We start from the raw sequence: 25,166 nt of genomic DNA, 5'->3' as shown, positions 1-25,166 counted from the left end.
GCGAGGCACCGTTGAACGTATTGACCAGTAACTTCTCCACGTTCGCCCAGGGATTCCTCGGCACCCTCGAACTGACCGTCTACGCCTCGGTCCTGGCGCTCGTACTCGGCTTCGTCATGGCGTCGTTCCGGGTGTCGCCCGTGAAGTCCCTGCGGGCGGTCGGCACGGTCTGGGTCACCGTCCTGCGCAACACCCCGCTCACCCTGCTGTTCTTCGCGGTGCTGCTCGGTCTGCCGCGCTTCGGACTGGTGCTGCCCTTCGAGGTGTTCGCGATCCTCGCCCTCGGCTGCTACACCTCCGCCTTCATCTGCGAGGTCCTGCGCTCCGGCATCAACACCGTGCCCCGGGGCCAGGGCGAGGCGGCCCGCAGTCTCGGTATGACCTTCGGGCAGACGCTCTCCGTGGTCGTCCTGCCGCAGGCATTCCGCTCGGTGATCCCACCGGTCGGCTCCACACTCATCGCCCTCGCCAAGAACTCCGCCATCGCCGGGGCGTTCAGCGTCAGTGAACTGCTCGGCACCTACAAGACGTTGAGCGAGCTGGGCTACAACATCATCTGGACGTTCGTCTGGATCGCCGTCGGCTATCTCATCATCACCCTTGCCATCAGCGCGCTGTTCAACGTGTTGGAGCGCCGCTGGGGAGTCGCCCGATGACCACCACCGTCACTGCCACCGCCACCCCCTCCCCGGCAGGGTCCACCGTCCAGTCCACCGCCCTCTACGACGTCCCGGGCCCCCGGACCCGGCGGCGGCACCGCCTCTACGGCGTGATCTGTACCGTGTTGATCCTGGCCTTGGTCGGGTGGATCATCTATCTCCTCTTCGACACGGACCAGTTCACGTACACCAAGTGGATGCCGTTCGAGTACAAGGGCATCCAGGAACTGCTGTTGCGCGGGCTCGGCAACACGCTCAAGGCGTTCGGTATCGCCGCGGTGCTCTCGCTCGCGCTCGGTGGGATCCTCGCCGCCGGCCGGCTCTCCGATCACCGGATCGTGCGCTGGCTGGCGACGCTGGTCGTCGAGTTCTTCCGCGCCATGCCCGTACTGGTGATGATCTTCTTCATCTTCGTCGCGCTGAAGGTGCAGCCCTTGCCCGCGCTCGTCGCCGGGCTCACGCTCTACAACGGCTCGGTGCTCGCCGAGGTCTTCCGCTCCGGCGTGAACGCGGTCGAACGCGGCCAGCACGAGGCGGCGTTCGCCCTGGGCATGCGCAAGACACAGGTCATGGCCTTCGTCCTCGTACCGCAGGCCGTACGCGCGATGCTGCCCGCCATCATCAGTCAGTTGGTGGTGGCACTCAAGGACACCTCGCTCGGCTATCTGATCACCTACGACGAGTTCCTCCACGCGGGCAAACTCATCGCGTCGAACCTCGACTACGATTTGCCGTTCATCCCCGTGGTGATGGTGATCTCGCCGATCTACATCGGGATGTGCATGCTGCTCTCCTGGTTCGCCCATTGGGTGGCCCGGCGTGAGCAGCGCAATCCCAAGACGGAGGCCGCGGGTGTCGCCGCGGCCGAACCAGGGACGCTGCTGCCGGGTGGGGGTCCCCGAGGGGGTTCCCCCACAGCCCCCACACCTTAGGGGGAGCAGCAGCTCGCAGGGCCAGGCCCGCCCGGCGGCAGCAGCCGGAGATCACTGCTCACGCGGTGGCACCGACCCGTAGCGGGAGTCGGCCGCCGGTGAGCGGAAGGTCAGCTGCGCGCCGGACGGGTTGCGCTCGCGAGTCATGAAGGGAATGGGGAACAAAGGCGAGGGGCGGGGAGCAAAGAGGAGCAAAGGCGCGGGAGGCCAGGGAGTAAGGGCCCGTACCCACGAGGGCGCGGGCTACTTCGGAAGCTCGGTGGTCTCCTCGGTCGGGGCGCCGCCTTCCGCGTCCCGATCCGGCGGGGAGCCCTTGCTCACCGAGCACACCAGCGCGTCCTTCTGGACATCCGCCACGACCGTGTCACCCGGGTCCGCCTCGCCGCCCAGCAACAGCGCCGCCAGACGGTTGTCCAGCTCCGTCTGGATCGTACGGCGCAGCGGACGCGCCCCGAACTCCCGCTGGGTGCCGTGCGCCACCAGCAGCTTCTTCGCCGCGTCGGTGACCTCCAGGCGCAGACCCTGGGCGTGGACGCGGCGTTTGCTGCGGTCCAGGAGCAGATCGAGGATCCGTGTGAGGTCGTGCTCGCCGAGACCGTGGAACACGATGATCTCGTCGATACGGTTCAGGAACTCCGGCAGGAAACGCTCCCGCAGGTCCTCCATCAGCGCGTCCTTGAGGGACTGGCTCAGCGCCCCGCTGCCGGCCTCCACATCGCCCTGGTGCGCGAGGATGCGCTGCGCCCCGATGTTGCTCGTCATGATGACGACGGTGTGCCGGAAGTCGACCGTACGGCCGCGCGAGTCCGTCAGCCGGCCGTCGTCCAGGACCTGGAGCAGCGTGTTGAAGACATCCCGGTGCGCCTTCTCGATCTCGTCGAACAGCAGCACGCTGTACGGCTGCCTGCGCACCTTCTCGGTGAGCTGACCGGCGTCCTCGTGGCCGACGTACCCGGGCGGGGCGCCCACCAGGCGGGAGACCGTGTGCCGCTCCTGGAACTCGCTCATGTCGAAGCGGGCCATGCGGTTCTCGTCGCCGAAGAGGAGCTGGGCCAGGGCCTTGGCCAGCTCCGTCTTGCCGACGCCGGTCGGGCCGAGGAACAGGAACGAGCCCACCGGACGGTCCGGGTCGCCCATGCCGGCGCGGTTGCGGCGTACCGCCTCGGAGACCGCGACCACCGCCTCGTCCTGGCCGACGACCCGCTCGTGCAGCGCGTCCTCCAGTTTCAGCAGCTTGTCCTTCTCGCTCTGCGTCAGTTGGGACACCGGGATGCCGGTTCGGCGGGACAGGACGTCGGCGATGTCGTCGACGGTCACCTTCATGACGCCCTCGCGGCGCTCCGCCACGCCCGCCAACTCGTCCTCGACCTCGGCGATGCGCTGTTTGAGGTCCGAGGCCCGCTCGAAGTTCTCCGCCGCGATCGCCTGGTCCTTCTCGCGCTGGAGTTTGGCGAGCCGGTCCTCGCGCTCGACGGCCTCCGTGGACCGGCCCAGGGACTTCAGCCGGACCCGGGCGCCCGCCGTGTCCATCAGGTCGATCGCCTTGTCCGGCAGGAACCGGTCGGAGATGTAGCGGTCGGACAGCTCGGCGGCGGCGACCAGAGCGTCGTCGGTGAAGCGGACCTGGTGGTGGGCCTCGTACGAGTCGCGCAGGCCCTCCAGGATCTGCACCGTCTCCTCGACCGTCGGCTCCGGCACCATCACCGGCTGGAAGCGGCGCTCCAGGGCGGCGTCCTTCTCCACGTACCTGCGGTACTCGTCGATGGTCGTGGCGCCGACGACATGCAGCTCACCGCGGGCCAGGGCCGGTTTCAGGATGTTGCCCGCGTCCATCGCGCCCTCGCCGCCCGAACCCGCGCCGACCACTGTGTGCAGTTCGTCGATGAACAGGATCGTCGACTCGGACGCGGCCCTGACCTCGTCGATCACGTTCTTGAGGCGCTCCTCGAACTCACCGCGGTACTTGGAGCCCGCCACCAGACCCGACAGGTCGAGGGCGACCACCCGGCGGTCCGTGAGGCTGCCCGGGACCTCGCCCGCGACGATGCGCTGCGCGAGGCCCTCCACGATCGCCGTCTTGCCGACGCCGGGCTCGCCGATCAGCACCGGGTTGTTCTTGGACCGGCGCGACAGGACCTCCACGGTCTGTTCGATCTCGGAGGCGCGGCCCACCACGGGGTCGAGGCGCCCCGCCTTCGCCTCCGCCGTCAGATCACGGCCGTACTGGTCCAGGGTCGGGGTGTCGCTCTGCTGCGAGGGCGTCTCGATCCTGCGCGGCGCCGTGTCCGCGGCCCGGCGCAGCCGTGCGGTGTCCGGTACGTGATGGGCGAGCACCTGAGCGGCGCCCGAGTCACGGTCGTCGAGGAGGGCGCCCAGGATGTGCTCGGGGCCGATGTACGAGGCTCCCGCGGCCTGGGAACGGGCGTGGGCGCCGATCAGGACCCGTTTCGCGGCCGGCGTCAGCCCGGGCTCCGACGAGGCACTGGCGCTCTCGCCCGGCAGGACCTCCTCGATCTCCTTCGCGAGGCTGTCCGGGTTCGCGCCCGCCTCGCCGAGCAGTGTCCGGGTCGGGGTGATCTGCGTCGCCGCCCACAGCAGGTGCTCGGTGTCCAGGTCGGGGCTGCCGTCCTGCTCCGCGCGGGCCGACGCGGTGGCGAGCAGTTCACGGGCCGAATCGCTCAGCAATCGGCCGATCGGAACCCGCTGCACAGCGGGTGGCGCGGACGCCGGGGACATGCCGAAGAAGCGGTTGAGCAACTCGGAAAAGGGGTCCTGCCCGCCGGGGGTTCCGAAGGATGAGAGCGACATCTGGGCTCCGTGTGCGGTGTTTGGGTGGGTATGTCCACGAAAACACCGTGTGGTGGGCCCTGCAAATCGCCTGGCGGCGGGCTGACCGGTGTTGTCGGTGCCCGACCGCCTTCCGCCGGAGGGGGCTGCGCCCGGCCTTCTTCCCGCCGAAGGCGGACAAACCGCTGCCGCGGAGGCCGGTGTCGGGCGCGAGCGTCAGCTTGTTGACCTTGTCGGCGGCGGGCCTTCGTGAACGACCCCTTCGCGGTGCCGCCCCGCGCCGCCGTGGCCCGTACCGTGTACGCGGTCCCGGGCGCGGACACCCGCTCCGACGTCCAGGTCCGCTTGTCGGCCGACACCTTTCCGGCAAGTCGGCCGCCGTCCGCGTCCGTGACGGTGACCTTCCTCAGGGCGCCGTCCGCGAGCTTCACCGTCACCGGCTTGCCGGCCCGCGCCTGCGTGCCCCGCAGGTTCACGGAGATCTCCGGCTGCGCGGGCGCCCCCGCCCCGCCCTTGCCCGAGGTCAGAGCGTCCGGAATGGTTGCCTCTTGACCGGATTCCGTCGCTCACGTCACAGATGCGTGACGTCAGGAGCCGGCGCGGTGCGAGGTCCGGGCCGCGGGCACGGGTGCCGGAGCCTGCGCGGGCCGGGTGACATCCGCGACCAGCTCGACGACGTCCGGCCCGTACGCCTGCGAGTTGACGACCTTCAGCAGCAGGACGAAGGAGTTCTGGCCGTGCTTGCGGGACAGCCGTTCATGGTGGCGGGCCAGATAGCGGGTGGCCGCCTGATTGGTGATGGCGCGCTGGCCGCAGAACAGGAACACCGGTCTGGCCCGCTCGCCCTGGCCCGCCGTGAGCCGCGCCAGGATCACGTACTCCGTCTTGCCGCCGTCCATGCGGTACCGCTCGCTGCCGATCTGGAAGGCGCCCCGGTCCGGACCCGGCTCCGGCTCGGTGTTCACCCGGATACCGGGCAGCAGGCTCGCCATGTGCGCCGCCATCCGCCGGTTGGACGCCGGTCCGCCGACGCAGAACTCGGTGCGCTCCCCGAACCCCTGCTGCGCCGCGTCGTGCGCGACGACCTGCGCGTGTGCCCCGCAGTCCTTGATCAGCGCGGAGAGTTCGAGCAGGGCGAAGACGTCGTGCCGCGTCACGGTCAGCTCGGGGCCGCCCGCCTCCCGGTTCACCACGAGCAGCGACTCGGAGTTGTCGGGCAGCCCGAAGAACGCCTGCTTACGACGGAGCTTCCGCTTCCAGAGATAGGTACGGGCGAGCCAGCCCAGCGCGGCACTGATGCCCGCCGCGACCACGCCGAGGACGATGTTGCGCACGTCGTCATTCATGGGCGCGCATGCTAGCGGGCGAACGCACGCGGGTTCGAGAGGTGCGCTGGCGGGCGGAGGGGTGTGAAGTTACGCTGCGCGGACGGTTGTTGACTGGAGGTACGGATGCGTCGCCCCCTCACGCGGAAGCTACGGAACCTGTCGGTGCTGGCTGTCGCGGCCACGGTGGTGTCGGTCGGCGCGACGGCGCCCCCGACGGCCCCGTCAAAGGCGCCATCGGGCGGCCACGGGACCCCCGGGAAGGTTCCGGTCGCGGTCGGCTACGGCGGCGCGGTAGCCAGCGTCGACGCCGACGCGTCGGCCGCGGGCATCGAGATCCTGCGCAAGGGTGGCAACGCGGTCGACGCGGCCGTCGCCACCGCCGCGGCACTCGGTGTCACCGAGCCGTACTCGGCGGGCATCGGCGGAGGCGGCTACTTCGTCTACTACGACGCCAAGTCCCGTACCGTACGCACCATCGACGGCCGGGAGACCGCGCCGCTGAGCGCCGGCACGGACCTGTTCCTGGAGGACGGCAAGCCGATCCCGTTCGACGCGGCGGTCACCAGCGGCCTCGGCGTCGGCACCCCGGGTACGCCCGCCACCTGGCAGAGCGCGCTCGACGCCTGGGGCAGCAAGCGCCTCGGCACCCTGCTGAAGCCCGCCGAGCGGCTGGCCCGCGACGGGTTCACGGTCGATCAGACGTTCCGTGCGCAGACCGAGAGCAACCAGGCCCGTTTCAAGGACTTCCCGGCCACCGCGAAACTGTTCCTGCCCGGCGGCGCCCTGCCCGTCGTCGGCTCCACCTTCACGAACCCCGATCTCGCCCGTACCTACGACGAGTTGGGCCGCAAAGGCGTCGACACGCTGTACCGGGGCGCCCTCGCCGAGGACATAGTCCGTACGGTCAACAAGCCGCCGGTCGACCCCGCTTCAGGACGCGTCGCCCGCCCGGGAGACCTGACGCTGAAGGATCTGCGGTCCTACCGCGCCAAGTACCAGGCACCCACCGAAACCGGTTACCGAGGGCTCAAGGTCTACTCGATCGCGCCCTCCTCCTCGGGCGGCACGACCGTCGGCGAGGCGCTCAACATCCTGGAGCGCACCGACCTGTCGAAGGCCACCAAGGCCGCCTATCTGCACCGCTTCATCGAGGCGAGCCGGATCGCCTTCGCCGACCGGGGCCGCTGGGTCGGCGACCCCGCCTTCGAGGACGTACCCCGCGAGGAACTCCTCTCCCAGCGGTACGCGGACTCGCGCGCCTGCCTCATCAAGGACGACGCCGTCCTCACCAGCCCCCTCGCGCCCGGCGACCCGAGGCGCCCCGCACCCTGCGCGGCGGGCGACAAGGCGGCCCCGACGACGTACGAGGGTGAGCACACGACCCATCTGACGGCGGCCGACAAGTGGGGCAACGTCGTCTCGTACACGCTGACCATCGAGCAGACCGGTGGCAGTGGAATCACCGTGCCGGGGCGGGGTTTCCTGCTCAACAACGAGCTGACCGACTTTTCCTTCGCGCCCGCCGACCCCGCCGTGCACGACCCGAACCTGCCGGGGCCCGGTAAGCGACCGCGGTCCTCGATCGCGCCGACCATCGTGCTCGACCGGCACGACAGGCCCGTGGTGGCCGTCGGCTCGCCCGGTGGCGCCACCATCATCACCACCGTGCTCCAGACCCTGACCGGGTTCCTCGACCGGGGACTGCCGCTGGTCGACGCCATCGCGGCGCCGCGCGCGAGCCAGCGCAACCAGACGACCACGGAACTCGAACCGGGCCTGTGGAACAGCCCGTTGCGCGGTGAACTGGAAGCCATCGGGCACGGATTCCGGCAGAACCCGGAGATCGGCGCGGCGACCGGCGTCCAGCGACTCCCGGACGGCCGCTGGCTGGCGGCGGCGGAGACGGTCCGCAGGGGCGGGGGCTCGGCGATGGTGGTACACCCTTCGCGCTAGAGCCCTCTTTCAGCTCGGACTTCAGCGCGGATTTCAGCTCGGATTTCAAACACGGACCGGGCCCGCGGGTCCCGCCGCCGCAGCTACGGCTACAGGGCGGTGAGGATCCGTGGGCCCGCGTCCGTGATCGCCACCGTGTGTTCCGCGTGTGCCGCACGGCTGCCGTCGTTCGTGCGGAGGGTCCAGCCGTCCGGTGCCGCGTGGTAGCCGTTGGTGCCGCCGCTGATGACCATCGGCTCGATCGCCAGCGCCATGCCGTGCCGCAGCGGCATTCCGCGGCCCGGCCGCCCCTCGTTCGGCACTCCCGGGTCCTCGTGCATCCGGCGGCCGATCCCGTGCCCGCCGAAGTCCTCCGGGATGCCGTACCCGGCGGCCCGGCACACCGTGCCGATCGCGTGCGCGATGTCGCCGATGCGGTTGCCGACGACGGCCGCCGCGATCCCCGCCTCCAAGGCGCGCTCGGCCGTGGCGATCAGCCGCAGGTCCTCCTCGCGCGGGGTGCCGACGACGAAGCTGATCGCCGAGTCGCCCACCCAGCCGCCGAGTTCGGCGCCGAAGTCGGCCGAGAGGAGGTCGCCGTCCCGCAGCCGGTAGTCGGTCGGGATGCCGTGCACGATGGCGTTGTTCACGGACGCGCAGAGCACCGCGGGGAACGGGGTCGGGGCGAACCCCGGGCGATAGCCGAGGAAGGGCGACGAGGCACCGGCATCGCGCAGCACGTCGTGCGCCACCGTGTCCAGTTCGCGCAGCGAGACACCGACACCGGCCGCTTCCCGTACCGCCGTGAGGGCCTGCGCGACGACGCGCCCCGCCTCACGCATCGCGTCGATCGAAGTATCTGTCTTGAGTTCCACCATGCCAATTACTATACCGGTATTAGAATGGCGTCATGGTACGGACTCCGTTGACCCAGGAAGAGCGTGAGCGCGGCGAGCGGCTTGGCCGGCTGCTGCGTGCGGCGCGTGGCCCGCGCAGCATGGCGGAGGTCGCCGCCGACGCCGGCATCTCGGCCGAGACGCTGCGCAAGATCGAGACCGGGCGGGCGCCGACCCCGGCCTTCTTCACGGTCGCCGCGCTGGCCGGAGCGCTCGGCCTGTCGCTCGACGACCTGATGGCGAGGTGCGCGCTGCTGCCGGCGTGACCGCCACGCGCGCGGGGGTGCGCCTTCCCGACGGCATCCCGCGCGCGTAGAGGGCGGCCTCCCGGATGGGCATCCCGCGCGCGTGCCTCACTCCGCGAGGAACCCGAGCAGGGACGTCTTCATCGCCGCGATGAACGCCTCGCGCGCGGGCGCGGCGACCCGGTCGAGCGACAGGTACGGGTTCAGGTCCTCCAGCTCGACCAGAAGTAGCGACCCGTCCGGCGCGCGGCACGCGTCGACGCGCTGGATGCCGTGGTCCAGCGCGTTCCACTCCACGAACCGGCGCGCGAACGCGACGTCGGCGGCCGACGCCTCGTACGGCTCCAGCTCCCAGCGCCGCTCCGGGTCCGGCGCGTACAGCGCGTACTGGAAGGCGTCGTCGACGAAGTAGAACGAGATCTCGTGCCGGAACGCGATCCGGGGCTGGACCAGCGTGTCCGCGTCCGTCATCGCGGGCAGCAGCTCCCGGTCGGACACGAACCGCAGGCCCAGCGAGTCCGAGCCCGCCTTCGGCTTCACCACATAGGCGTCGGCGACCGGCAGCCGATCCAGGTCGGCCGGATCGTCCACCGTCGGTATCACTGGATACCCGGCCGCGTACAGGTCGAGCAGGTACTGCTTTCCGGCCATGTCGGCGTGGCCCGTCAGCGGGTTGTACACGCGGGTCCCTCGGCGCAGTGCCTCCGCGCGGAAGGTGTCGTACTGCTCCTGGTAGTGCAGGATCGGGCCGCTGTTGCGGACCACGACCGCGTCGAAGCCGTCCATCAGCCGTACGGCGTCGACCGGATGGCACAGCGCCACCGTGAACTCCTCGCGCAGCCGCGCCGACAGCGCGATGTCCTCGTCGCCGTACGGTCGCCCGCGCGCGGGGTACGTGAGGTCGGTGACGAAAAGGAGGCGGGGCGGTACGGCGTTCATGGTGCTCCTCGACGGCGTCGGGCGCGCCCCTCGGTGTGACGAGTGGTGCGCGATGGACCACCGGTGCGGCCCACAGGAGTATGTTCGGGCATCCCGATCGCGGGGGGCGCACAGGATCGCGCGCTAGTCTGCGCACGGTTCGAAAACTCCGCGTAGCCGTCCCGTAACACGACGGGTGTTGGCTACCGGACCGGAGGGCTCCAGTCTCACGGGGGCGGGCTTCGCATGGCAGTGGATCAACTCCCGGACCGGGTACGGGACTTCGCGACGTACCTGAACGGTTTGCTGACGCGCATCGACCAGGGCGCCGGCTGGTGCGGTGTGTTCTGGCAGCGAGATCCCGACGGCATGCGGGCCTGTCTCGACGGTCGGGAAGTACCGCCCTGGGACGTCGTGGAGGCACTTCTTCAGGATCTCGCCGCCGACCACGGGCCGCACGCCGCCGAGACCGAGACGGTACGCGCGAGGACCCTGCACACCGCCTCGCTCGCGGCCCTCGACGCCCGCCCCGGCGCCCTGGAGGCCCTCGGCAACCGGCTCGACGTGATGCTCAGGGAACAGCGGTACGCGGCCGATCGCCGCCGTGAACTCGGCCGGCTGCTCGCCGCCGCCCCATCCGGCGACGAGGTCGAGGCCGTCCGCCAGGATCTGGCCTGGGCCACGGACGACCACGACAGGGCCACGGCCCGCTGCGCGGAACTCCGCGCGCGAATGGCCGACTTGGGCCGGCGGCGCGCGGCACGGGGCGATCCGCACGGCACGGCACGCGACGGCAGGACGTACCCGCACCAGGCGCAGGCGCGCCCCCAGTACCCGGGTCAGCAGGCGCAACCTCAACAGACACAGCCCCCGCAGGCGCCGCAGCCCTCACAGGCGCCGTACTCCCCGCAGGCACAGCCCGCACAGCCGCACCCCCAGCACTCCCAGCACCCGCAACAATTCGCCCAACAACCCCACCCCCAGCAGCAGTTCGCCCCCGAGCGCCCGTACCCCCGCCACCCCTCCGGGGACGCCACCGCGAGCGAGCCCCACCAGGGTCAGATCTGGTCCGCGTGGACCCCGCCGCAGCGCCCCGCGCCGACCCCTGCCTGGCCCGAGGGATTCGCCGCGCCGGAACCGGCCGGGCCGGGCGACCGGCCCCCCGCTCCGCCCCCCGACCTGGAGTCCGCCCCGCGACCCGACCCACGACCCGACCGGGCGCCCGATCCCGCACCGGCCCCCACCCCAGAGCCCCCGAGCACCGTCCCCAAACAGCGCGGCCGGCGCCTGCGCGGCGCCCGTTTCGCCGGACTCGACAACGAGGGCGAGGACCGCGCCGGGGACGAGGCACCGGCCACCCCCGCGCTGCCCACCCCCGCCCCGACCGGCCGCACCCCGCGCGGCGCCCGGTTCGCCGGAGCCGCCGAGGAGCCGAGCGGCCCGGAGCCCGCGCTCACGGTCCCGGACGACGAGAGCCGCCGCGCCACCGCCGAGGCGGTGCGATCCCTGGTCCGGCTGCGCGCCGAAGGCCGCAGCGGCGAGGCCCACGGCGTCCTCGTCGAGGCCGCGTACTGGCCCGCCGAACGCTTCCCGCTGCTCGCCGTGGAACTCCGGCGGGCCGGGCTCGCCGCCGACTGGTCGACGCTCCTGTGGGAGGCCGCCTCGCTCCCCGCCGACCGGCTCGTGGCCCTCGCCGACACCCTCACCGCCGCGGGCGGCACCGAGGACGGGGCCCTGCTCCTGCGTCAGGGCGTCGCGCGCCCGCCGGACGAGATCGGCGCGACCGTCCTCGACCTCGCCGACGCGGGCCGCACCCGCGAGGTCCGCGCGCTGCTCGACGCGTACGTACGGGTCCGTACCCCCGAAGAGGCCGCCCGCAGTGTCGAGAACGATCCGCAGCGGCTCGTCCCGCTGCTGCTCGCCGCCGCGGCCGGTGTCTCCGACGAACGCCGCTGGGACCTCGTCCACGCCCTCCGCGTCGCGGGCCACGGCTCCTGACCGTCCCGCCGCCGTACGACCGCCCTACGGCCCAGCAGGGCTTCGTCCCCCAGCCGGGTAAGAAACATGATCGACTCAGCGGGTTCACGACGATGGTCTTGCCCCACTCGGCGGCGGGGCTTACGTTCGTGCCTCTACCGCCGTTGTCTACGGGCGTAGAAACTCGCTGACGTCCCGTCGAAGGAGCAGCTCATGGCCCATGTCGTACGTGCCGCACTGGTCCAGGCGACCTGGACCGGCGACACCGCATCCATGATGGACAAGCATGAGGAGCACGCGCGCGAGGCCGCCCGTCAGGGAGCGAAGGTCATCGGCTTCCAGGAGGTCTTCAACGCGCCGTACTTCTGCCAGGTGCAGGAGCCCGAGCACTACCGCTGGGCGGAGCCGGTGCCGGACGGCCCGACCGTCACCCGGATGAAGGCGCTCGCGGCCGAACTCGGCATGGTGATCGTCGTCCCGGTCTTCGAGGTCGAGCAGGCCGGGTTCTACTACAACACCGCCGCCGTGATCGACGCCGACGGCACCTACCTCGGCAAGTACCGCAAGCACCACATCCCGCAGGTCAAGGGCTTCTGGGAGAAGTACTACTTCAAGCCCGGCAACCTCGGCTGGCCCGTCTTCGACACGGCCGTCGGACGGATCGGCGTCTACATCTGCTACGACCGGCACTTCCCGGAAGGCTGGCGGCAACTCGGCCTCAACGGCGCCCAGTTGGTGTACAACCCGTCCGCCACCTCGCGAGGTCTGTCCGCGTACCTCTGGCAGCTCGAACAACCCGCCGCCGCCGTCGCCAACGAGTACTTCATCGCCGCGATCAACCGCGTCGGCCAGGAGGAGTACGGCGACAACGACTTCTACGGCACCAGCTACTTCGTCGACCCGCGCGGACAGTTCGTCGGCGACCCGGCGAGCGACAAGGCCGAGGAACTCCTCATCCGCGACCTGGACTTCGACCTCATCGAGGAGGTCCGCAACCAGTGGGCGTTCTACCGCGACCGGCGCCCCGACGCGTACGAGGGCCTGGTGCAGCCGTGAGCGACCTCTACGCACGCCACCGTGCCGTCCTGCCGGACTGGCTCGCGCTGTACTACGCCGAGCCCATCGAGATCACGCACGGCGAGGGACGGTACGTCTGGGACGCCGACGGCACCCGCTACCTCGACTTCTTCGGCGGCATCCTCACCACCATGACCGCGCACGCCCTGCCCGAGGTCACCAAGGCGGTCAGCGAGCAGGCCGGGCGGATCATCCACTCCTCGACGCTGTACCTCGACCGCCCGATGATCGACCTGGCCGAGCGGATCGCGTCCCTGTCCGGCATCCCCGACGCCCGGGTCTTCTTCACCACGTCGGGCACTGAGGCCAATGACGCGGCGCTCCTCCTCGCCACCACCTACCGCCGCTCCAACCAGCTTCTGGCGATGCGCAACAGCTACCACGGCCGCTCCTTCACCGCGGTCGGCATCACCGGCAACCGAGGCTGGTCCCCGACGAGCCTGTCCCCGCTCCAGACGCTGTACGTACACGGCGGCGTCCGCACCCGGGGGCCCTACGCGCACCTGTCCGACGCCGAGTTCATCGCCGCGTGCGTCGCCGACCTGGAGGACCTGCTCGGCCAGACGCGCGGGGGAGTGGCCGCCCTCATCGCCGAACCCGTGCAGGGCGTCGGCGGGTTCACGGCCCCGCCCGACGGGCTGTACGCCGCGTTCCGTGAGGTGCTCGACCGGCACGGCATCCTCTGGATCACCGACGAGGTGCAGACCGGCTGGGGCCGCACCGGCGAGCACTTCTGGGGCTGGCAGGCCCACGGCGAGAGCGGTCCGCCGGATCTGCTCACCTTCGCGAAGGGCATCGGCAACGGCATGTCCATCGGCGGTGTCGTCGCCCGCGCCGAGATCATGAACTGCCTCGACGCCAACTCCATCTCCACCTTCGGCGGTTCCCCGGTCACCATGGCCGCCGGGCTCGCCAATCTGACGTACCTCCTGGAACACGACCTCCAGGGCAACGCCCGCCGGGTCGGCGGTCTGCTGATCGAGCGGCTGCGCGCCGTCGCCGCCCAGATCCCCGGCGTACGGGAAGTACGCGGCCGTGGCCTGATGATCGGCGTCGAACTGGTGAAGCCGGGCACCGACGAGGCCGACCCGGACGCCGCGTCCGCCGTCCTCGAAGCGGCCCGCGAGGGCGGCCTCCTCATCGGCAAGGGCGGCGGCCACAACACCAGCGTGCTGCGGCTCGCCCCGCCCCTGTCCCTCACGGTCGCCGAGGCGGAAGAGGGCGCCGGAATCCTCGAACACGCCCTGCGCGTCCTGTAGTCGCGGCCTGTAGTTCAGCAACGTACGAAACGTACGAGAGGGAGCGCACCATGAGTACCCGCACCCTGGTCCGCGGCGGACTCGTCATCACCGCCGCGGACGAGACGCACGCCGACGTCCTGATCGAGGACGGCCGTATCGCGGCGCTCGCCGCGCACGGCTCCGCCGTCGCCGACGCCTGGACCGCGGACAGGGTCATCGACGCGACGGACAAGTACGTCATCCCGGGCGGTGTCGACGCCCATACGCACATGGAGCTGCCGTTCGGCGGCACCTTCGCGTCGGACACCTTCGAGACCGGTACCCGGGCCGCCGCCTGGGGCGGCACCACCACCATCGTCGACTTCGCCGTGCAGAGTGTCGGCCACGGGCTGCGCGAGGGACTGGACGCCTGGTACGCGAAGGCCGACGGCAAATGCGCCATCGACTACGCCTTCCACATGATCCTCTCCGACGTCCACGAGGGCACCCTCAAGGAGATGGACCTGCTCGTGGAGGAGGGCATCACCTCCTTCAAGCTGTTCATGGCCTACCCGGGCGTCTTCTACAGCGACGACGGACAGATCCTGCGCGCGATGCAGCGGTCCTCGTCCAACGGCGGGCTGATCATGATGCACGCCGAGAACGGCATCGCGATCGACGTCCTCGTGGAACAGGCCCTCGCGCGCGGGGAGACCGATCCGCGCTACCACGGCGAGGTACGCAAGGTCATCCTGGAGGCGGAGGCCACCCACCGCGCGATCCAACTCGCGCGCGTGGCCGGCGCCCCGCTGTACGTCGTCCATGTGTCCGCCGACGAGGCCGTCGCCGAAATCGCCGCCGCCCGCGACAAGGGCCTGCCCGTCTTCGGCGAGACCTGTCCGCAGTACCTGTTCCTCTCCACCGACAATCTCGCCGAGCCCGGCTTCGAGGGCGCCAAGTACGTGTGCTCCACGCCGCTGCGGCCCAAGGAGCACCAGAAGGCCCTCTGGCGCGGGCTGCGCACCAACGACCTCCAGGTCGTCTCCACCGATCACTGCCCGTTCTGCTTCACCGGCCAGAAGGAGTTGGGCCGCGGGGACTTCTCCAAGATCCCCAACGGTCTGCCGGGCGTCGAGAACCGTATGGACCTGCTTCATCAGGCCGTCCTCGACGGACACATCAGCCGCCGCCGCTGGATCGAGATCGCCTGCGCGACCCCGGCCCGGATGTTCGGCCTGTACCCCAAGAAGGGCACCATCGCGCCCGGCGCCGACGCCGATGTCGTCGTCTACGACCCGCGTGCCGAACAGACCCTCTCCGTGGACACCCAGCACATGAACGTCGACTACTCGGCGTACGAGGGCAAACGGATCACCGGACAGGTCGAGACCGTCCTGTCGCGCGGCGAAGTCGTCATCGACGGCCGTGAGTTCACCGGGCGCGCGGGACACGGCCAGTACACGCCGCGCGGCACCTGTCAGTACCTCGATTAGCGTCCCATCGCCCTAGGAGTTGCGCTCATGGACTTCGGACTCGTCCTCCAGACGGACCCGCCGGGCTCGGCGGTCGTCGGACTCATGCGGCGCGCCGAACGCAACGGCTTCCGCTACGGCTGGACGTTCGACTCGGCCGTCCTGTGGCAGGAGCCGTTCGTCATCTACAGCCGTGTCCTCGAACACACCGAACGGCTCATCGTGGGCCCGATGGTGACCAACCCGGGCACCCGCACCTGGGAGGTCACCGCCTCCACCTTCGCCACGCTCAACGAGATGTACGGCAACCGCACGGTGTGCGGAATCGGCCGCGGCGACTCCGCGATGCGCGTCGCCGGGCGCAGGCCCAACACGCTGGCCCGGCTCGGCGAGGCCATCGACGTCATCCGCGACCTCGCCGAGGGCCGTGAGGCGGACGTCGACGGACAGCCGCTGCGACTGCCCTGGGTCAAGGACGGCCGGCTGCCGGTGTGGATGGCGGCCTACGGGCCCAAGGCACTCGCCCTCGCCGGACAGAAGGCGGACGGCTTCATCCTCCAACTCGCCGACCCGTACCTGACGGAGTGGATGGTCAAGGCCGTACGGGACGCGGCGGCCGAGGCCGGACGCGACCCGTCCGACGTGAAGATCTGTGTCGCCGCGCCCGCCTATGTCGGCGACGACCTCGCGCACGCGCGCGAGCAGTGCCGCTGGTTCGGCGGGATGGTCGGCAACCATGTCGCCGATCTCGTCACCCGGTACGGCGAGCACTCCGGGCTCGTCCCCGAGGCCCTGACCGCGTACATCAAGGCGCGCGAGGGCTACGACTACTCCCACCACGGGCGGACCGGGAACCCCGACACGGCGTTCGTGCCCGACGAGATCGTGGACCGGTTCTGTCTGCTCGGCCCGGTCGAGTCGCACATCGAAAAGCTTCAGACACTGCGTGACATCGGCGTGGACCAGTTCGCGGTGTACGCCATGCACGACGCGCGCGAGACGGTCGTCGACACCTACGGGTCGGAGATCATCCCGCGCTTCCAGTGACCGGGTGCGGGTGCCCCACGCCTCCCCGCAGGGGCACCCGCACCCCGACGACCCACCCGCACGGCCCATGTCAGGTCCCTTCCCCGCGCCATCCGTGCGCCACCCGTGTGCCATCCGTCGAACGGACTGCTCATGACCGACACCGTCCCCACGGGCCCACCCACCGCGATATCCCAGACCACCGCCGCCGACGGCCGCATCGAACTGGTCCCCGGCGCCTTCCCCGCCGAGAGCCGCTTCGCCAATGACGACCTGAAGCCCATCCCGCTCGCCGAACGCCACTGGGGCACCTACAACTTCGCGGCCCTGTGGATCGGCATGGCCCACAACATCCCGTCCTGGACGCTCGCCTCCGGGCTCGTCGCGCTGGGCATGGACTGGAAACAGGCCGTCCTCACCATCGCGGCTGCCAATGTCATCGTCCTGCTGCCGATGCTCCTCACGGGCCACGCGGGCCCCAAGTACGGCATTCCCTTCCCGGTACTCGCCCGCGCCTCCTTCGGGGTGCGCGGCGCCAATCTGCCCGCCCTGGTCCGCGCCGCCGTCGCCTGCGGCTGGTTCGGCATCCAGACCTGGATCGGCGGCCAGGGCATCTACATCCTGCTCAACCAGGTCTTCGGCGGCGCCTGGGCGAAGGCCGGCGAGATCGGCGGCTACCCCTGGACCCTGTGGCTCTGCTTCGTCGTGTTCTGGGTGCTCCAACTCGCCATCATCCACCGGGGGATGGAGACCCTGCGCCGCTTCGAGAACTGGGCGGCGCCGTTCGTCCTCGTCGGCGCCGTGGTGCTCCTGGTGTGGATCGCCGACAAGGCGGGCGGCCTGGGCCCGCTGCTCGACCAGCCGTCCAAACTGGGCTGGGGCGCCGACTTCTGGCCGGTGTTCTTCCCCGCCCTGATGGGCATGATCGGCTTCTGGTCGACGCTGTCCCTGAACATCCCCGACTTCACCCGCTTCGGCAAGGGCCAGCGCGCCCAGGTGTGGGGCCAGACACTCGGCTTGCCCACCACCATGACGGCGTTCGCGCTGCTGTCCGTGCTCGTCACCTCCGGCTCCCAGGCCGTCTACGGCGCGCCGATCTGGGAGCCCGTGGAACTGGCCGCCCAGACGGACAACGTGTTCGGGCTGCTGTACGCCCTGGTGACGGTTCTGGTCGCCACGATCTCCGTGAACATCGCGGCCAACGTCGTCTCCCCGGCGTACGACCTGGCGAACCTCGCGCCCAAGGTCATCAACTTCCGCAAAGGCGCGCTCATCACGGGCGTCGTCGGCGTCGTCATCTTCCCCTGGAAGCTCATCGAGACACCCGAGTTCTACATCTTCGTGTGGCTCGGTGTCGTCGGCGGACTCCTCGGCACGGTCGCGGGCATCCTCATCGCCGACTACTGGATCATCCGCCGCACGGCACTCGACCTCGTCGACCTGTACCGGCCCGGCGGTAGGTACTGGTACCGGGGCGGCTGGAACTGGCGGGCCGTGGCCGCGTTCGTCGTCGGCGGTGTCCTGGCCGTCGGCGGCTCCCACTCCGCCCCCGGCAAAGGCCCCTTCCCGCAGGACGGCATCATCCCGTTCCTCAAGCCGCTCGCGGACTACGGCTGGGCGGTCGGCCTGGCGTCGGCGCTCATCGTGTACGTGGTCCTGTCGGGGCTCGGCAGGGCGGGCCGGACCCGCGCGTGACCGTTCAGGGCGCGTGACCGTAGGGGGCGGGCCTGTACGGGAGTTGGCCTGTTCGGGGGCGGGCCTGGGGTGGCCCGCCCCCCCCCGCGCGGGCCACCCCGGGGTCAGCGGCTCACCGGGGCCGTATCGCCGTCACCAGCCACACCCCCGAGCGCAGCCGCACCCCGTCCCGCGTCTCGTACGGGCGGAACACGTCCGCCAGAGCCGCGCGCGCCGTGGACGGCACCTCCTGGCCCGACTGGGACAGCAGGAAGCCGACCGTGTCGGCGGCGTCGCGGCCCCACACCGTGTGCACCGTCTCGGGTGTCACCGTCACGTCCTCGTAGCCGTCGAGCACCGCACGGATCCTGGCCGGGTCCGACAGGGACGCCATCGCGGCCATCGCCGCCATCCGGTCGGCCGACGGGCCCGCGCCCGTCCCGCTCTCCCGCAGCAGCGCGCCGAACGCGGCCATCACCCGGGACTCCTCGGCGTCGGGCCCTGCCGGCAGCGGACAGACGAACACCAGCCGCCCGCCGGGACGCAGCGCCCGCGCCAGATTGCGGAACGCCGCCGCGTGGTCGGCGAAGAACATCACTCCGCCCCGGCTGATCACCACGTCGTACCCCCGCGCGCGGAAGGGGTGCGACTGCGCGTCCACGCGCGCGTAGCGGACGTTACGGATTCCCGCGGCCTCGGTGAGGGCGCCGGCCCGCTCCAGGAGCGGCGCCGAGACGTCCGCGCCGAGCACCTCCCCGCGCGGGGCGAGTCCGGCCGCGATCCGGGTGGTCGCCCCGGCCCCGCACCCCACGTCCAGCACCCGATCGCTCTCACCGATCGCGGCGGCAAGGAACAGCGGCTCGTTCAGACCGGCGAGCATCCGGTCCATCCGTTCCTGCTGCTCGGCCCAGTGCGTCCCCACGGAACCGTTCCACACGCGCGCCTGCGTGGTGCCGTCGATCGCGGTCACGACGCCTCACCCGCCGTGCGCACGCGCGCGGACACGCTGCTCTCCAGACGGTCCACGGCCACGATCGCGCCGTACGCGATCAGATGCACCAGGCAGTGGTCCGTGAACGGTGTCTCAGGGGTGCGCCAGGCCGCGACGTCGTCCTCGGTGATCCGGTACGGCGCCAGCGCGGCCAGCACCGCGAGCCGCGCCCCCGGCCGTGACCGGTCCGGCAACGCGTCCCACACCAGGGGCGGATGCCCGCCGTCCCAGGCGGCGACCGCCTCGCGTACGAGCGCCTGATCCGCCTCGTCCAGCAGGCCCGCGCCCAGGAAGGCCGCCGTCCGCAGCGCCACGTACGCCGAACCCACCGGCGAGCCCGTCGCCCAGGACGGGACGGTACGCAGGTCGACGGGGGCGTCGAGGAGGGCCAGGCCCGTACCGGGTACGAGGGCGCGGCGCACGGTACTGGACACGGAACGCCCCACGACGCTGCGGACGGCGCGGAACCGCTGCGCGTTGCCCGGCAGCACGTTCTCCGTGAGCAGCGCCGACACCATGCGGTTGATGAAGTGGAACGCCAACGCGGAGCCGTAGTACGCGGGCAGATACGCCGGTGGGAAGGGCGGCGGATCGACCTCCGCGCCGCCCGGGACGCGGGTCTGTTCGCCCCAGGCCAGCAGACGCGCGTGCGCCTCGTCCCCGGGGGTGTCCCCGCGCGCGAGGGTCTCGGCCAGCGCGTGGTCGCCCGTCGCGTGCAGCAGCATGGTGTGGGCGTCCACGCAGAACGGGCACCGGTTGGCCCGGGACACCCCGTACGCCACCAGTTCGCGATCGGTACGCGTGCCCGCGCCCGCGAGCAGCGACTCACGCATCAACACCCAGGTGGGGACCAGGATCTCGGGTGCCGACGACAGCACGGTGAAGACGGCGGCGCGCTCGATACCGAACTCGTCGGCGAGTTGGGAGTAGACCTCGGCGGTCCGGCCGGTGACGGAGCGGTGCGGTACGGGGGTGGTGAAACGGAAGGGATTCGCCATGGCGGGCTCCAGAGTTGGGGGTTCGGGCGTCTCTTGGACGGTGACGGGCTGTCCCGTACGGGCTGTGAACGGTTCCGATCGTGGCCGGACGGGGGTGCGGCACGCGTCGTACCGGCGCATGCACTCCGCGCTGCGCCGCCGGAGCCGGAGCGCGCAGGCGACTACTACGCCGGGAGTAGTCCCGGAGCCGTCCGCTGGGGCGACGCCGTTGTCGGTGCGGCGGTCTAGGGTGCGGACATGGGGGATGACCAGGTGCGCGGTCGGGGCGACCGGCTGCGCGAGATCCACCCGGCCGACGGGGTGCTCGCCGTCGTGGCCGCGGCCGTCGTCGTGCTCGCGGCCGTCTTCGGGGACGGCCTCGGGGCGGTCGATGCGGTGCTCGTGGGGGTCGGTTCGGCGGCGCTCGCCGCGTACCGCGTCGCACCCCGCGCGGTCCTCGCGGTCACCACGGCCTGCCTTCTCGCCTACGTCCTGCGCTCCGACCCCGGCTCCACGGCCGCCGTCCCGGTCGTCGGCGCCGTCCACACCGCCGCCCGCGCGGGCCACCGGGGCACCGCCGCGTGTGCCGCCGCTGTCTTCCTCGGCGGGTTCCTGGTGGCCGGTACGGCCGAGGGCGGGGACACCGGGGCCGCCGTACGGCAGACCCTGCTGCTCACCGGATGGTTCCTGTGCGCCGTCGTCACGGGGCTCGCCGACCGCAACTGGCAGGCGTATCTCCGGCAGACCGAACAGCGCGCCCTGGAGGCCGAGCGCACCCGCGAGGAGGCCGCGCTGCGCCGGGCCGGTGATGAACGGCTGCGGATCGCCCGCGAGTTGCACGACTCGCTGACCCACAGCATCTCGATCGTCAAGCTCCAGGCGGGCGTCGCCGTCCACCTCGCCCGCAAACGCGGCGACGACGTACCGCCCGCGCTGCTCGCCATCCAGGAGGCGAGCGGCGAGGCCATGCGCGAACTGCGCGCGACCCTCGACGTCCTGCGCACCGACGAGCCCACCGGGACGCCCGCCGTGCTGGTCGAGCGGGCCCGGTCGGCGGGGATCGCGGTGGACCTCAAGGTGACCGGCCGTGAGCGACCGCTGTCCCGCGCGGTCGACGGCGCCGTGTACCGGATCGTCCAGGAAGCCCTCACCAACGTCGCGCGGCACGCCGGCCCCGCCGAGGTGACGGTCACCCTCGACTACGGCGAGCGCGAGGTGACGGTCCGCGTCGAGGATGACGGCGCCGCCGACCGGGCGCGCCCCCCTGAGCCCGGTACCGGCCTCACCGGCATGCGCGAACGCGTCGCCGCGCTCGGCGGCACCCTGCGCGCCGCGCCACGCGCCGACGGCGGATTCGCGGTACGGGCCCAACTGCCCCTGAACGCGGCCGTCATGGCACCGGCGGAGGCGCGGGCTGACGCACCGGCAGAGGTACGAGCTGAGGCACCGGCGGGGACACGGGCTGAGGCACCGGTGGAGGCGACGTGAGCGACACCGCGCGTGGTGACGGACGCCCGGTGAGGGTCGCCCTGGTTGACGACCAGGCGTTGATGCGGGCCGGTTTCCGCGCCCTCCTGGAGGCCGAGGACGGCATCGAGGTCGTCGGTGAGGCCGCCGACGGGCAGCGGGGTCTCGACCTGATCCGCGAGCAGGTGCCCGACGTGGCCCTGATCGACGTCCAGATGCCGGTGATGACGGGGATCGAGACGACCCGCCGGATCGCGGACGACCCGCTCCTCGCGGACGTACGCGTGGTGATCCTCACCAACTACGGCCTCGACGAGTACGTCTTCGACGCGCTGCGCGCGGGGGCCAGCGGTTTCCTCCTCAAGGACACCGAACCCGCCGACCTGTTGCAGGCCATCGACGTCGTCGCGCGCGGGGAAGCGCTGCTGTCGCCCTCGGTGACCCGGCGGCTGATCGGCGCGTTCGTGGCCCGGCCGCCCGACCGGGCCACGGCGCCCGGTCTGGAGTGCCTCACGCGCCGGGAGCGCGAGGTCACCGCGCTCGCCGCGCGCGGGCTCACCAATGAGGAGATCGCCGGGCACATGGTCATCAGCCCGTTCACGGCCAAGACGCATGTGAGCAGGGCGATGACCAAGCTCGGCGCCCGCGACCGGGCCCAACTGGTCGTCTTCGCCTATGAGTCGGGCCTGGTGGGGGCTCGGAACAGTGCGGACTAGGCGCCGATCGGGCGCCGGGACCGGGCCGTGGGGGCGATGCCCGCCGCCCCTTCCACCAGGAGAAGGTTCCCGTACCGCGTGGGTGGCCGGGGAGCCCATGCCATGATCAGGTCCGTGAGCGCGATACGAACCCGGCCGGTGCTCCGGTCGGCCCTGGGGGTCCTGGCCGCCGTCGTCCTGTTGTCCGGGACCACCGCCGCCTGCGGCCTGGGCGCGGAGATCGACCGCGAACGCAACCCCGACCGGCGCCCCACCCCCACGCCACCGCCGCCGACCTCGACACCTTCGCCGACCGCGGGGCTCGAACTGCCGCCCGGCCCGGCCACCGCCCGCCCCACCGGCTGCACCACTTCCGGTGTGCGTCTGACGTCCGACCCGGTGCAGGGCGCGATGGGCCTGCGCGCGATGACACTCACCCTGACGAACTGCGGCAGCGAGCCCTACACACTCGACGGCTACCCGTCCCTCAGCGTCCTGGACGACGGGAAGGAGCCGATGACGGGCGTCAAGGTGGTCGAGGGCACCGAGGCGGTCACCTCGGGGGACTCGGCACGCCCGGCCCGACTGACCCTGCGCCAGGGCGAGTCGGCGATCAGCAACCTGGTGTGGCGGATGAATTCCGAGTGGACGCCCTACCTTCGGGTCGTCCCCCGCCCTGGTGACGACCCCGTTACGGTCGACATCCCCGACCGCCTCGACATCGGCCCCGAGAACACGCTCGGCATCTCGGCCTGGCACCGCCGCGCCGACCCGCTCACCCCGTGAGGAGCCCGCTCTTGTTCACCACCCGGCCGACCCTTCAGGGCACCTTCGGCATGGAGGCCCCGAGGGCGGGCCGCTGACCTGGGCATTCGGAGCCCATTGAGTCTCTGAGCTGCGGGAACGTGTCTTTCGGCGTCTTTCACAGGGGTACCGGCTTGTGTCGCTAAAACTTCCCAAAGCCTCCCCGAGCGACGAGAAACTCCCCAGTTGCTCCCCAGGGGAGCGGCTGAGGAGGATCCGGCAGAGTGCCGCCTGCCTGCGATTATGGGCTGCAGCGGAGCGGTTTCAGGGTGGGCTCCACGGCTCCTGCAGGCTCCTGATGGGCATGCTGCCTCGGTAAAAAGGCAAGGGAGGATGTTGCCAACACGTCCACCGCCGCGCATGCCTCAGCGGTCTCCCGTGGATAGCCGGGGCTGGCGTCTGAGAGCCGGTGCAGAGTCCCAGGCCCTTCGATGGGAACGTCCTGCGTCGGTGTTCTATGAAGACAGGAAGCGCTCAACCCTCTGTTGCAGGTCAGGGGGCAGCCCATGCAACTTCGAGACGATCACGCGAAGCTCTCGGCCGAGTTCGGGAAAATCGGCCCAGACCGATGAGTGCCTGGTGAGAACCGCGGACAGCAGATCACCTTCGTACATGTGCCCCTCTGCCATCGGGTTCTCCCGCAGTACCTCCAGTGCCAATGGAAGGAGGTAGGGCAGGCATACGTCCTGCCCTACCAACAAGCGCATGTCCTCGACGGTCAGTTCGCCGATCGGCCGACGCCGCAAGGCGTGTGCCGTAGTGACAAGTCGGGTGTCGTCGGCTGACGGTGCCGGCCAGCGGGCGCGTTCAAGCTCGTCAAGGGAACGGTCACGATTCAAGGGGCGCGTCACCGATCGATTGTCCTACGCCCAGATCTCACACGCGGTCTCAGGTGGTGAGATGAAGGGTTTCGCCGGATCCGGGTGGGCCGTCGTTGACTTGCCCGGCCGAGGGTGGCTCACCGACCGCCTGCCCCGCTTGTGCCCGCGCTCCCGGTGTCGGCTTTCCATGGAAGGCGCCGTCGGAACGCGGCGGCGTCGCGCTCGGTTGAGGCGTGGTGCACGGCGGCCCACGGCGCCTGTGAACTGGTCCCGTTGAGCGGCCTTCGGGGCACGGTACCCTCTCGCATGCCGCGCGCTGTCGCTGCAGGACACTCCGACCGCATAGGGATGTAAGACAGGGATGCGAGCTGAAGGGTTGGGACTGTATGGCTGATCGTGCCGTCGTGCGCCGGATCGGCGCCGCTGTCGTGGCCCTGGCCGCGCTCGGGACGGCGGCGGGGCCGGTGTGGGCGCAGCCTCTGCCGGCGTCGGGGGATCAGACCGCCTTACGTGCCGAGGTTGCCATGGCGGCCGTCGCGGGCAGCACCCGGAGGGAGGCCGGCGGACTGCTGCCCACCGGCCACCGGAGCCAGCCGCCGCAACGGCCCGGGACCACCACCCGCGTGTTGCCCACCACCGCGGTCCGCGGCGTCGACCTGGCGCACCCTGGTTCGGCCCTTTTCGTCGGTGTGTCCCGGTCGTCGCTGGCCGACTACATCCCCGAGCCGCCGGCCGACTACACCCCCGTCACCGATACGGTCAAGGGCAGGGTGGGGAACACTGTCGTGGTCCGGCTCGGTGTGGCGAATCTGGGCCCCGGTTTGCCCGACGGCGATCCCGGCGGCACCTTCGCGGTGGTGCCGCCGGCCGGGACCACGATCACGTCCATTCCCTGGGAAGGGGACGACGACGACCGGAGATATGCATGCCAGCCGCCGCAGGACAAGGACAACTACTTCTTCCTGTGTGACCTCTCGGAGTGGGGTGTCCCATGGCCCAACAGGTCCCCGGTCACCATCGATTTCCACATCCGCATCGACAAGCGGATCCCCGGTGCCAAGGGCTCCATCACCGTGTACGGTCCGAATGACCCTGTGCCCGGCAACGACCGCGCTGTGATCCTCGTCGAGGCTGCACCCGCGCCGCTTTGGCGGTGGCAGCATCCGCTCTGGCGCTGGCAGCACTGGGCGCTGGCGGCGGGGGTACTGGCCCTTGTGGCCCCGGCGGGCAGATGGTTCGTCAGGAGACGGCGGGAGGACAGGCCCTAG

The 25,166-nt window shown here is 71.1% G+C and carries 22 protein-coding genes; 14 read left to right on the top strand and 8 right to left on the bottom strand.

Going from position 1 to position 25,166, the window contains the following annotated elements:
* The first annotated feature begins 11 nt into the window (after positions 1-11).
* Both ACFVT5_RS22245 and ACFVT5_RS22240 read left to right on the top strand, forming a co-directional pair.
* Complete coding sequence (locus ACFVT5_RS22245; RefSeq protein ID WP_389890465.1) at positions 12-656, top strand: amino acid ABC transporter permease; 645 nt, start codon at positions 12-14, stop codon at positions 654-656.
* The gene (locus ACFVT5_RS22240; RefSeq protein ID WP_389890462.1) at positions 653-1,591 is read left to right on the top strand and encodes an amino acid ABC transporter permease; all 939 of its coding nucleotides are present in this window, start codon (positions 653-655) and stop codon (positions 1,589-1,591) included. Before ACFVT5_RS22245 ends, ACFVT5_RS22240 begins: the two co-directional genes overlap by 4 nt.
* A 243-nt stretch (positions 1,592-1,834) precedes the next feature.
* On the opposite strand, the gene ACFVT5_RS22235 is transcribed toward ACFVT5_RS22240, so the two are convergent.
* From ACFVT5_RS22235 to ACFVT5_RS22225, 3 genes are all read right to left on the bottom strand, one after another.
* Positions 1,835-4,327, bottom strand: coding sequence for an ATP-dependent Clp protease ATP-binding subunit (locus ACFVT5_RS22235; RefSeq protein WP_389890757.1), 2,493 nt, complete (start codon positions 4,325-4,327; stop codon positions 1,835-1,837).
* Complete coding sequence (locus tag ACFVT5_RS22230) at positions 4,270-4,809, bottom strand: Ig-like domain-containing protein (RefSeq protein WP_389890754.1); 540 nt, start codon at positions 4,807-4,809, stop codon at positions 4,270-4,272. The genes ACFVT5_RS22235 and ACFVT5_RS22230 overlap by 58 nt, the downstream gene beginning before the upstream one ends.
* A 156-nt stretch (positions 4,810-4,965) precedes the next feature.
* Positions 4,966-5,724, bottom strand: coding sequence for a hypothetical protein (locus ACFVT5_RS22225; protein WP_389890459.1), 759 nt, complete (start codon positions 5,722-5,724; stop codon positions 4,966-4,968).
* Positions 5,725-5,829: 105 nt separating this feature from the next.
* Between ACFVT5_RS22225 and ggt the strand changes: the two genes are divergently transcribed.
* The gene (ggt, locus tag ACFVT5_RS22220) at positions 5,830-7,659 is read left to right on the top strand and encodes a gamma-glutamyltransferase (protein WP_389890456.1); all 1,830 of its coding nucleotides are present in this window, start codon (positions 5,830-5,832) and stop codon (positions 7,657-7,659) included.
* 89 nt (positions 7,660-7,748) lie between these two features.
* On the opposite strand, the gene map is transcribed toward ggt, so the two are convergent.
* Positions 7,749-8,516 carry a type I methionyl aminopeptidase gene (gene map, locus ACFVT5_RS22215; RefSeq protein ID WP_389890453.1) on the bottom strand — a complete coding sequence of 256 codons (768 nt, stop codon included), beginning with the start codon at positions 8,514-8,516 and terminating at the stop codon, positions 7,749-7,751.
* 32 nt (positions 8,517-8,548) lie between these two features.
* Here map and ACFVT5_RS22210 point away from each other — a divergent pair, with 32 nt between their 5' ends.
* Positions 8,549-8,800: a helix-turn-helix domain-containing protein gene (locus tag ACFVT5_RS22210; protein ID WP_389890450.1), complete on the top strand. Its 252-nt coding sequence runs from the start codon at positions 8,549-8,551 to the stop codon at positions 8,798-8,800.
* 87 nt (positions 8,801-8,887) lie between these two features.
* On the opposite strand, the gene ACFVT5_RS22205 is transcribed toward ACFVT5_RS22210, so the two are convergent.
* Entirely contained in the window at positions 8,888-9,718 is an 831-nt protein-coding gene (locus tag ACFVT5_RS22205; protein WP_389890448.1) for a hypothetical protein, read from the bottom strand.
* A gap of 225 nt (positions 9,719-9,943) precedes the next feature.
* Between ACFVT5_RS22205 and ACFVT5_RS22200 the strand changes: the two genes are divergently transcribed.
* The 6 genes from ACFVT5_RS22200 to ACFVT5_RS22175 all read left to right on the top strand — a co-directional run bounded on the left by ACFVT5_RS22200 (position 9,944) and on the right by ACFVT5_RS22175 (position 18,164).
* On the top strand, positions 9,944-11,695 hold the full coding sequence (locus tag ACFVT5_RS22200; protein ID WP_389890445.1) for a hypothetical protein: 1,752 nt from the start codon (positions 9,944-9,946) through the stop codon (positions 11,693-11,695).
* 192 nt (positions 11,696-11,887) lie between these two features.
* Complete coding sequence (locus ACFVT5_RS22195) at positions 11,888-12,730, top strand: nitrilase-related carbon-nitrogen hydrolase (protein WP_389890442.1); 843 nt, start codon at positions 11,888-11,890, stop codon at positions 12,728-12,730.
* Positions 12,727-14,010, top strand: coding sequence for an aspartate aminotransferase family protein (locus ACFVT5_RS22190; RefSeq protein WP_389890439.1), 1,284 nt, complete (start codon positions 12,727-12,729; stop codon positions 14,008-14,010). Before ACFVT5_RS22195 ends, ACFVT5_RS22190 begins: the two co-directional genes overlap by 4 nt.
* Before the next feature lie 50 nt (positions 14,011-14,060).
* On the top strand, positions 14,061-15,464 hold the full coding sequence (gene hydA, locus ACFVT5_RS22185; protein WP_389890436.1) for a dihydropyrimidinase: 1,404 nt from the start codon (positions 14,061-14,063) through the stop codon (positions 15,462-15,464).
* Positions 15,465-15,491: 27 nt separating this feature from the next.
* On the top strand, positions 15,492-16,490 hold the full coding sequence (locus ACFVT5_RS22180; RefSeq protein WP_389890433.1) for a TIGR03842 family LLM class F420-dependent oxidoreductase: 999 nt from the start codon (positions 15,492-15,494) through the stop codon (positions 16,488-16,490).
* Positions 16,491-16,622: 132 nt separating this feature from the next.
* Positions 16,623-18,164 (top strand): NCS1 family nucleobase:cation symporter-1, encoded by a 1,542-nt coding sequence (locus tag ACFVT5_RS22175; protein ID WP_389890429.1) that lies wholly within the window; start codon positions 16,623-16,625, stop codon positions 18,162-18,164.
* A gap of 112 nt (positions 18,165-18,276) precedes the next feature.
* Here ACFVT5_RS22175 and ACFVT5_RS22170 read toward each other — a convergent pair whose 3' ends face one another.
* Together ACFVT5_RS22170 and ACFVT5_RS22165 are read right to left on the bottom strand one after the other, a co-directional pair.
* A complete protein-coding gene (locus tag ACFVT5_RS22170; RefSeq protein WP_389890426.1) occupies positions 18,277-19,113 on the bottom strand; it encodes a class I SAM-dependent methyltransferase in 837 nt (278 codons plus the stop codon).
* Complete coding sequence (locus tag ACFVT5_RS22165) at positions 19,110-20,132, bottom strand: carboxymuconolactone decarboxylase family protein (protein WP_389890423.1); 1,023 nt, start codon at positions 20,130-20,132, stop codon at positions 19,110-19,112. Before ACFVT5_RS22165 ends, ACFVT5_RS22170 begins: the two co-directional genes overlap by 4 nt.
* Before the next feature lie 237 nt (positions 20,133-20,369).
* Here ACFVT5_RS22165 and ACFVT5_RS22160 point away from each other — a divergent pair, with 237 nt between their 5' ends.
* The 3 genes from ACFVT5_RS22160 to ACFVT5_RS22150 all read left to right on the top strand — a co-directional run bounded on the left by ACFVT5_RS22160 (position 20,370) and on the right by ACFVT5_RS22150 (position 23,059).
* Positions 20,370-21,599 carry a sensor histidine kinase gene (locus ACFVT5_RS22160; protein ID WP_389890420.1) on the top strand — a complete coding sequence of 410 codons (1,230 nt, stop codon included), beginning with the start codon at positions 20,370-20,372 and terminating at the stop codon, positions 21,597-21,599.
* Positions 21,596-22,294 carry a response regulator gene (locus ACFVT5_RS22155; protein WP_389890418.1) on the top strand — a complete coding sequence of 233 codons (699 nt, stop codon included), beginning with the start codon at positions 21,596-21,598 and terminating at the stop codon, positions 22,292-22,294. The genes ACFVT5_RS22160 and ACFVT5_RS22155 overlap by 4 nt, the downstream gene beginning before the upstream one ends.
* Positions 22,295-22,408: 114 nt before the next feature.
* On the top strand, positions 22,409-23,059 hold the full coding sequence (locus ACFVT5_RS22150; protein WP_389890415.1) for a DUF4232 domain-containing protein: 651 nt from the start codon (positions 22,409-22,411) through the stop codon (positions 23,057-23,059).
* A 473-nt stretch (positions 23,060-23,532) separates the two neighbouring features.
* Here the strand turns inward: ACFVT5_RS22150 and ACFVT5_RS22145 are convergent, their stop codons facing one another.
* On the bottom strand, positions 23,533-23,928 hold the full coding sequence (locus tag ACFVT5_RS22145; RefSeq protein ID WP_389890412.1) for a contact-dependent growth inhibition system immunity protein: 396 nt from the start codon (positions 23,926-23,928) through the stop codon (positions 23,533-23,535).
* A 356-nt stretch (positions 23,929-24,284) separates the two neighbouring features.
* Between ACFVT5_RS22145 and ACFVT5_RS22140 the strand changes: the two genes are divergently transcribed.
* Entirely contained in the window at positions 24,285-25,166 is an 882-nt protein-coding gene (locus tag ACFVT5_RS22140; RefSeq protein ID WP_389890409.1) for a hypothetical protein, read from the top strand.

Source organism: Streptomyces sp. NPDC058001, assembly GCF_042886315.1.
Taxonomy (GTDB): Bacteria; Actinomycetota; Actinomycetes; order Streptomycetales; family Streptomycetaceae; genus Streptomyces.
The sequence above is the reverse complement of the archived record's forward strand: the minus strand, read 5'-3'. Positions and strand labels throughout refer to the sequence as shown.

Coding starts and splice junctions, on each gene's coding strand:
- hydA (WP_389890436.1), top strand. CDS start 14,061: ATGAGTACCCGCACCCTGGTCCGCGGCGGACTCGTCATCACCGCCGCG.
- ACFVT5_RS22210 (WP_389890450.1), top strand. CDS start 8,549: ATGGTACGGACTCCGTTGACCCAGGAAGAGCGTGAGCGCGGCGAGCGG.
- ACFVT5_RS22175 (WP_389890429.1), top strand. CDS start 16,623: ATGACCGACACCGTCCCCACGGGCCCACCCACCGCGATATCCCAGACC.
- ACFVT5_RS22205 (WP_389890448.1), bottom strand. CDS start 9,718: ATGAACGCCGTACCGCCCCGCCTCCTTTTCGTCACCGACCTCACGTAC.
- ACFVT5_RS22160 (WP_389890420.1), top strand. CDS start 20,370: ATGGGGGATGACCAGGTGCGCGGTCGGGGCGACCGGCTGCGCGAGATC.
- ACFVT5_RS22200 (WP_389890445.1), top strand. CDS start 9,944: ATGGCAGTGGATCAACTCCCGGACCGGGTACGGGACTTCGCGACGTAC.
- map (WP_389890453.1), bottom strand. CDS start 8,516: ATGGTGGAACTCAAGACAGATACTTCGATCGACGCGATGCGTGAGGCG.
- ACFVT5_RS22165 (WP_389890423.1), bottom strand. CDS start 20,132: ATGGCGAATCCCTTCCGTTTCACCACCCCCGTACCGCACCGCTCCGTC.
- ACFVT5_RS22195 (WP_389890442.1), top strand. CDS start 11,888: ATGGCCCATGTCGTACGTGCCGCACTGGTCCAGGCGACCTGGACCGGC.
- ACFVT5_RS22140 (WP_389890409.1), top strand. CDS start 24,285: ATGGCTGATCGTGCCGTCGTGCGCCGGATCGGCGCCGCTGTCGTGGCC.
- ACFVT5_RS22180 (WP_389890433.1), top strand. CDS start 15,492: ATGGACTTCGGACTCGTCCTCCAGACGGACCCGCCGGGCTCGGCGGTC.
- ggt (WP_389890456.1), top strand. CDS start 5,830: ATGCGTCGCCCCCTCACGCGGAAGCTACGGAACCTGTCGGTGCTGGCT.
- ACFVT5_RS22225 (WP_389890459.1), bottom strand. CDS start 5,724: ATGAATGACGACGTGCGCAACATCGTCCTCGGCGTGGTCGCGGCGGGC.
- ACFVT5_RS22240 (WP_389890462.1), top strand. CDS start 653: ATGACCACCACCGTCACTGCCACCGCCACCCCCTCCCCGGCAGGGTCC.
- ACFVT5_RS22235 (WP_389890757.1), bottom strand. CDS start 4,327: ATGTCCCCGGCGTCCGCGCCACCCGCTGTGCAGCGGGTTCCGATCGGC.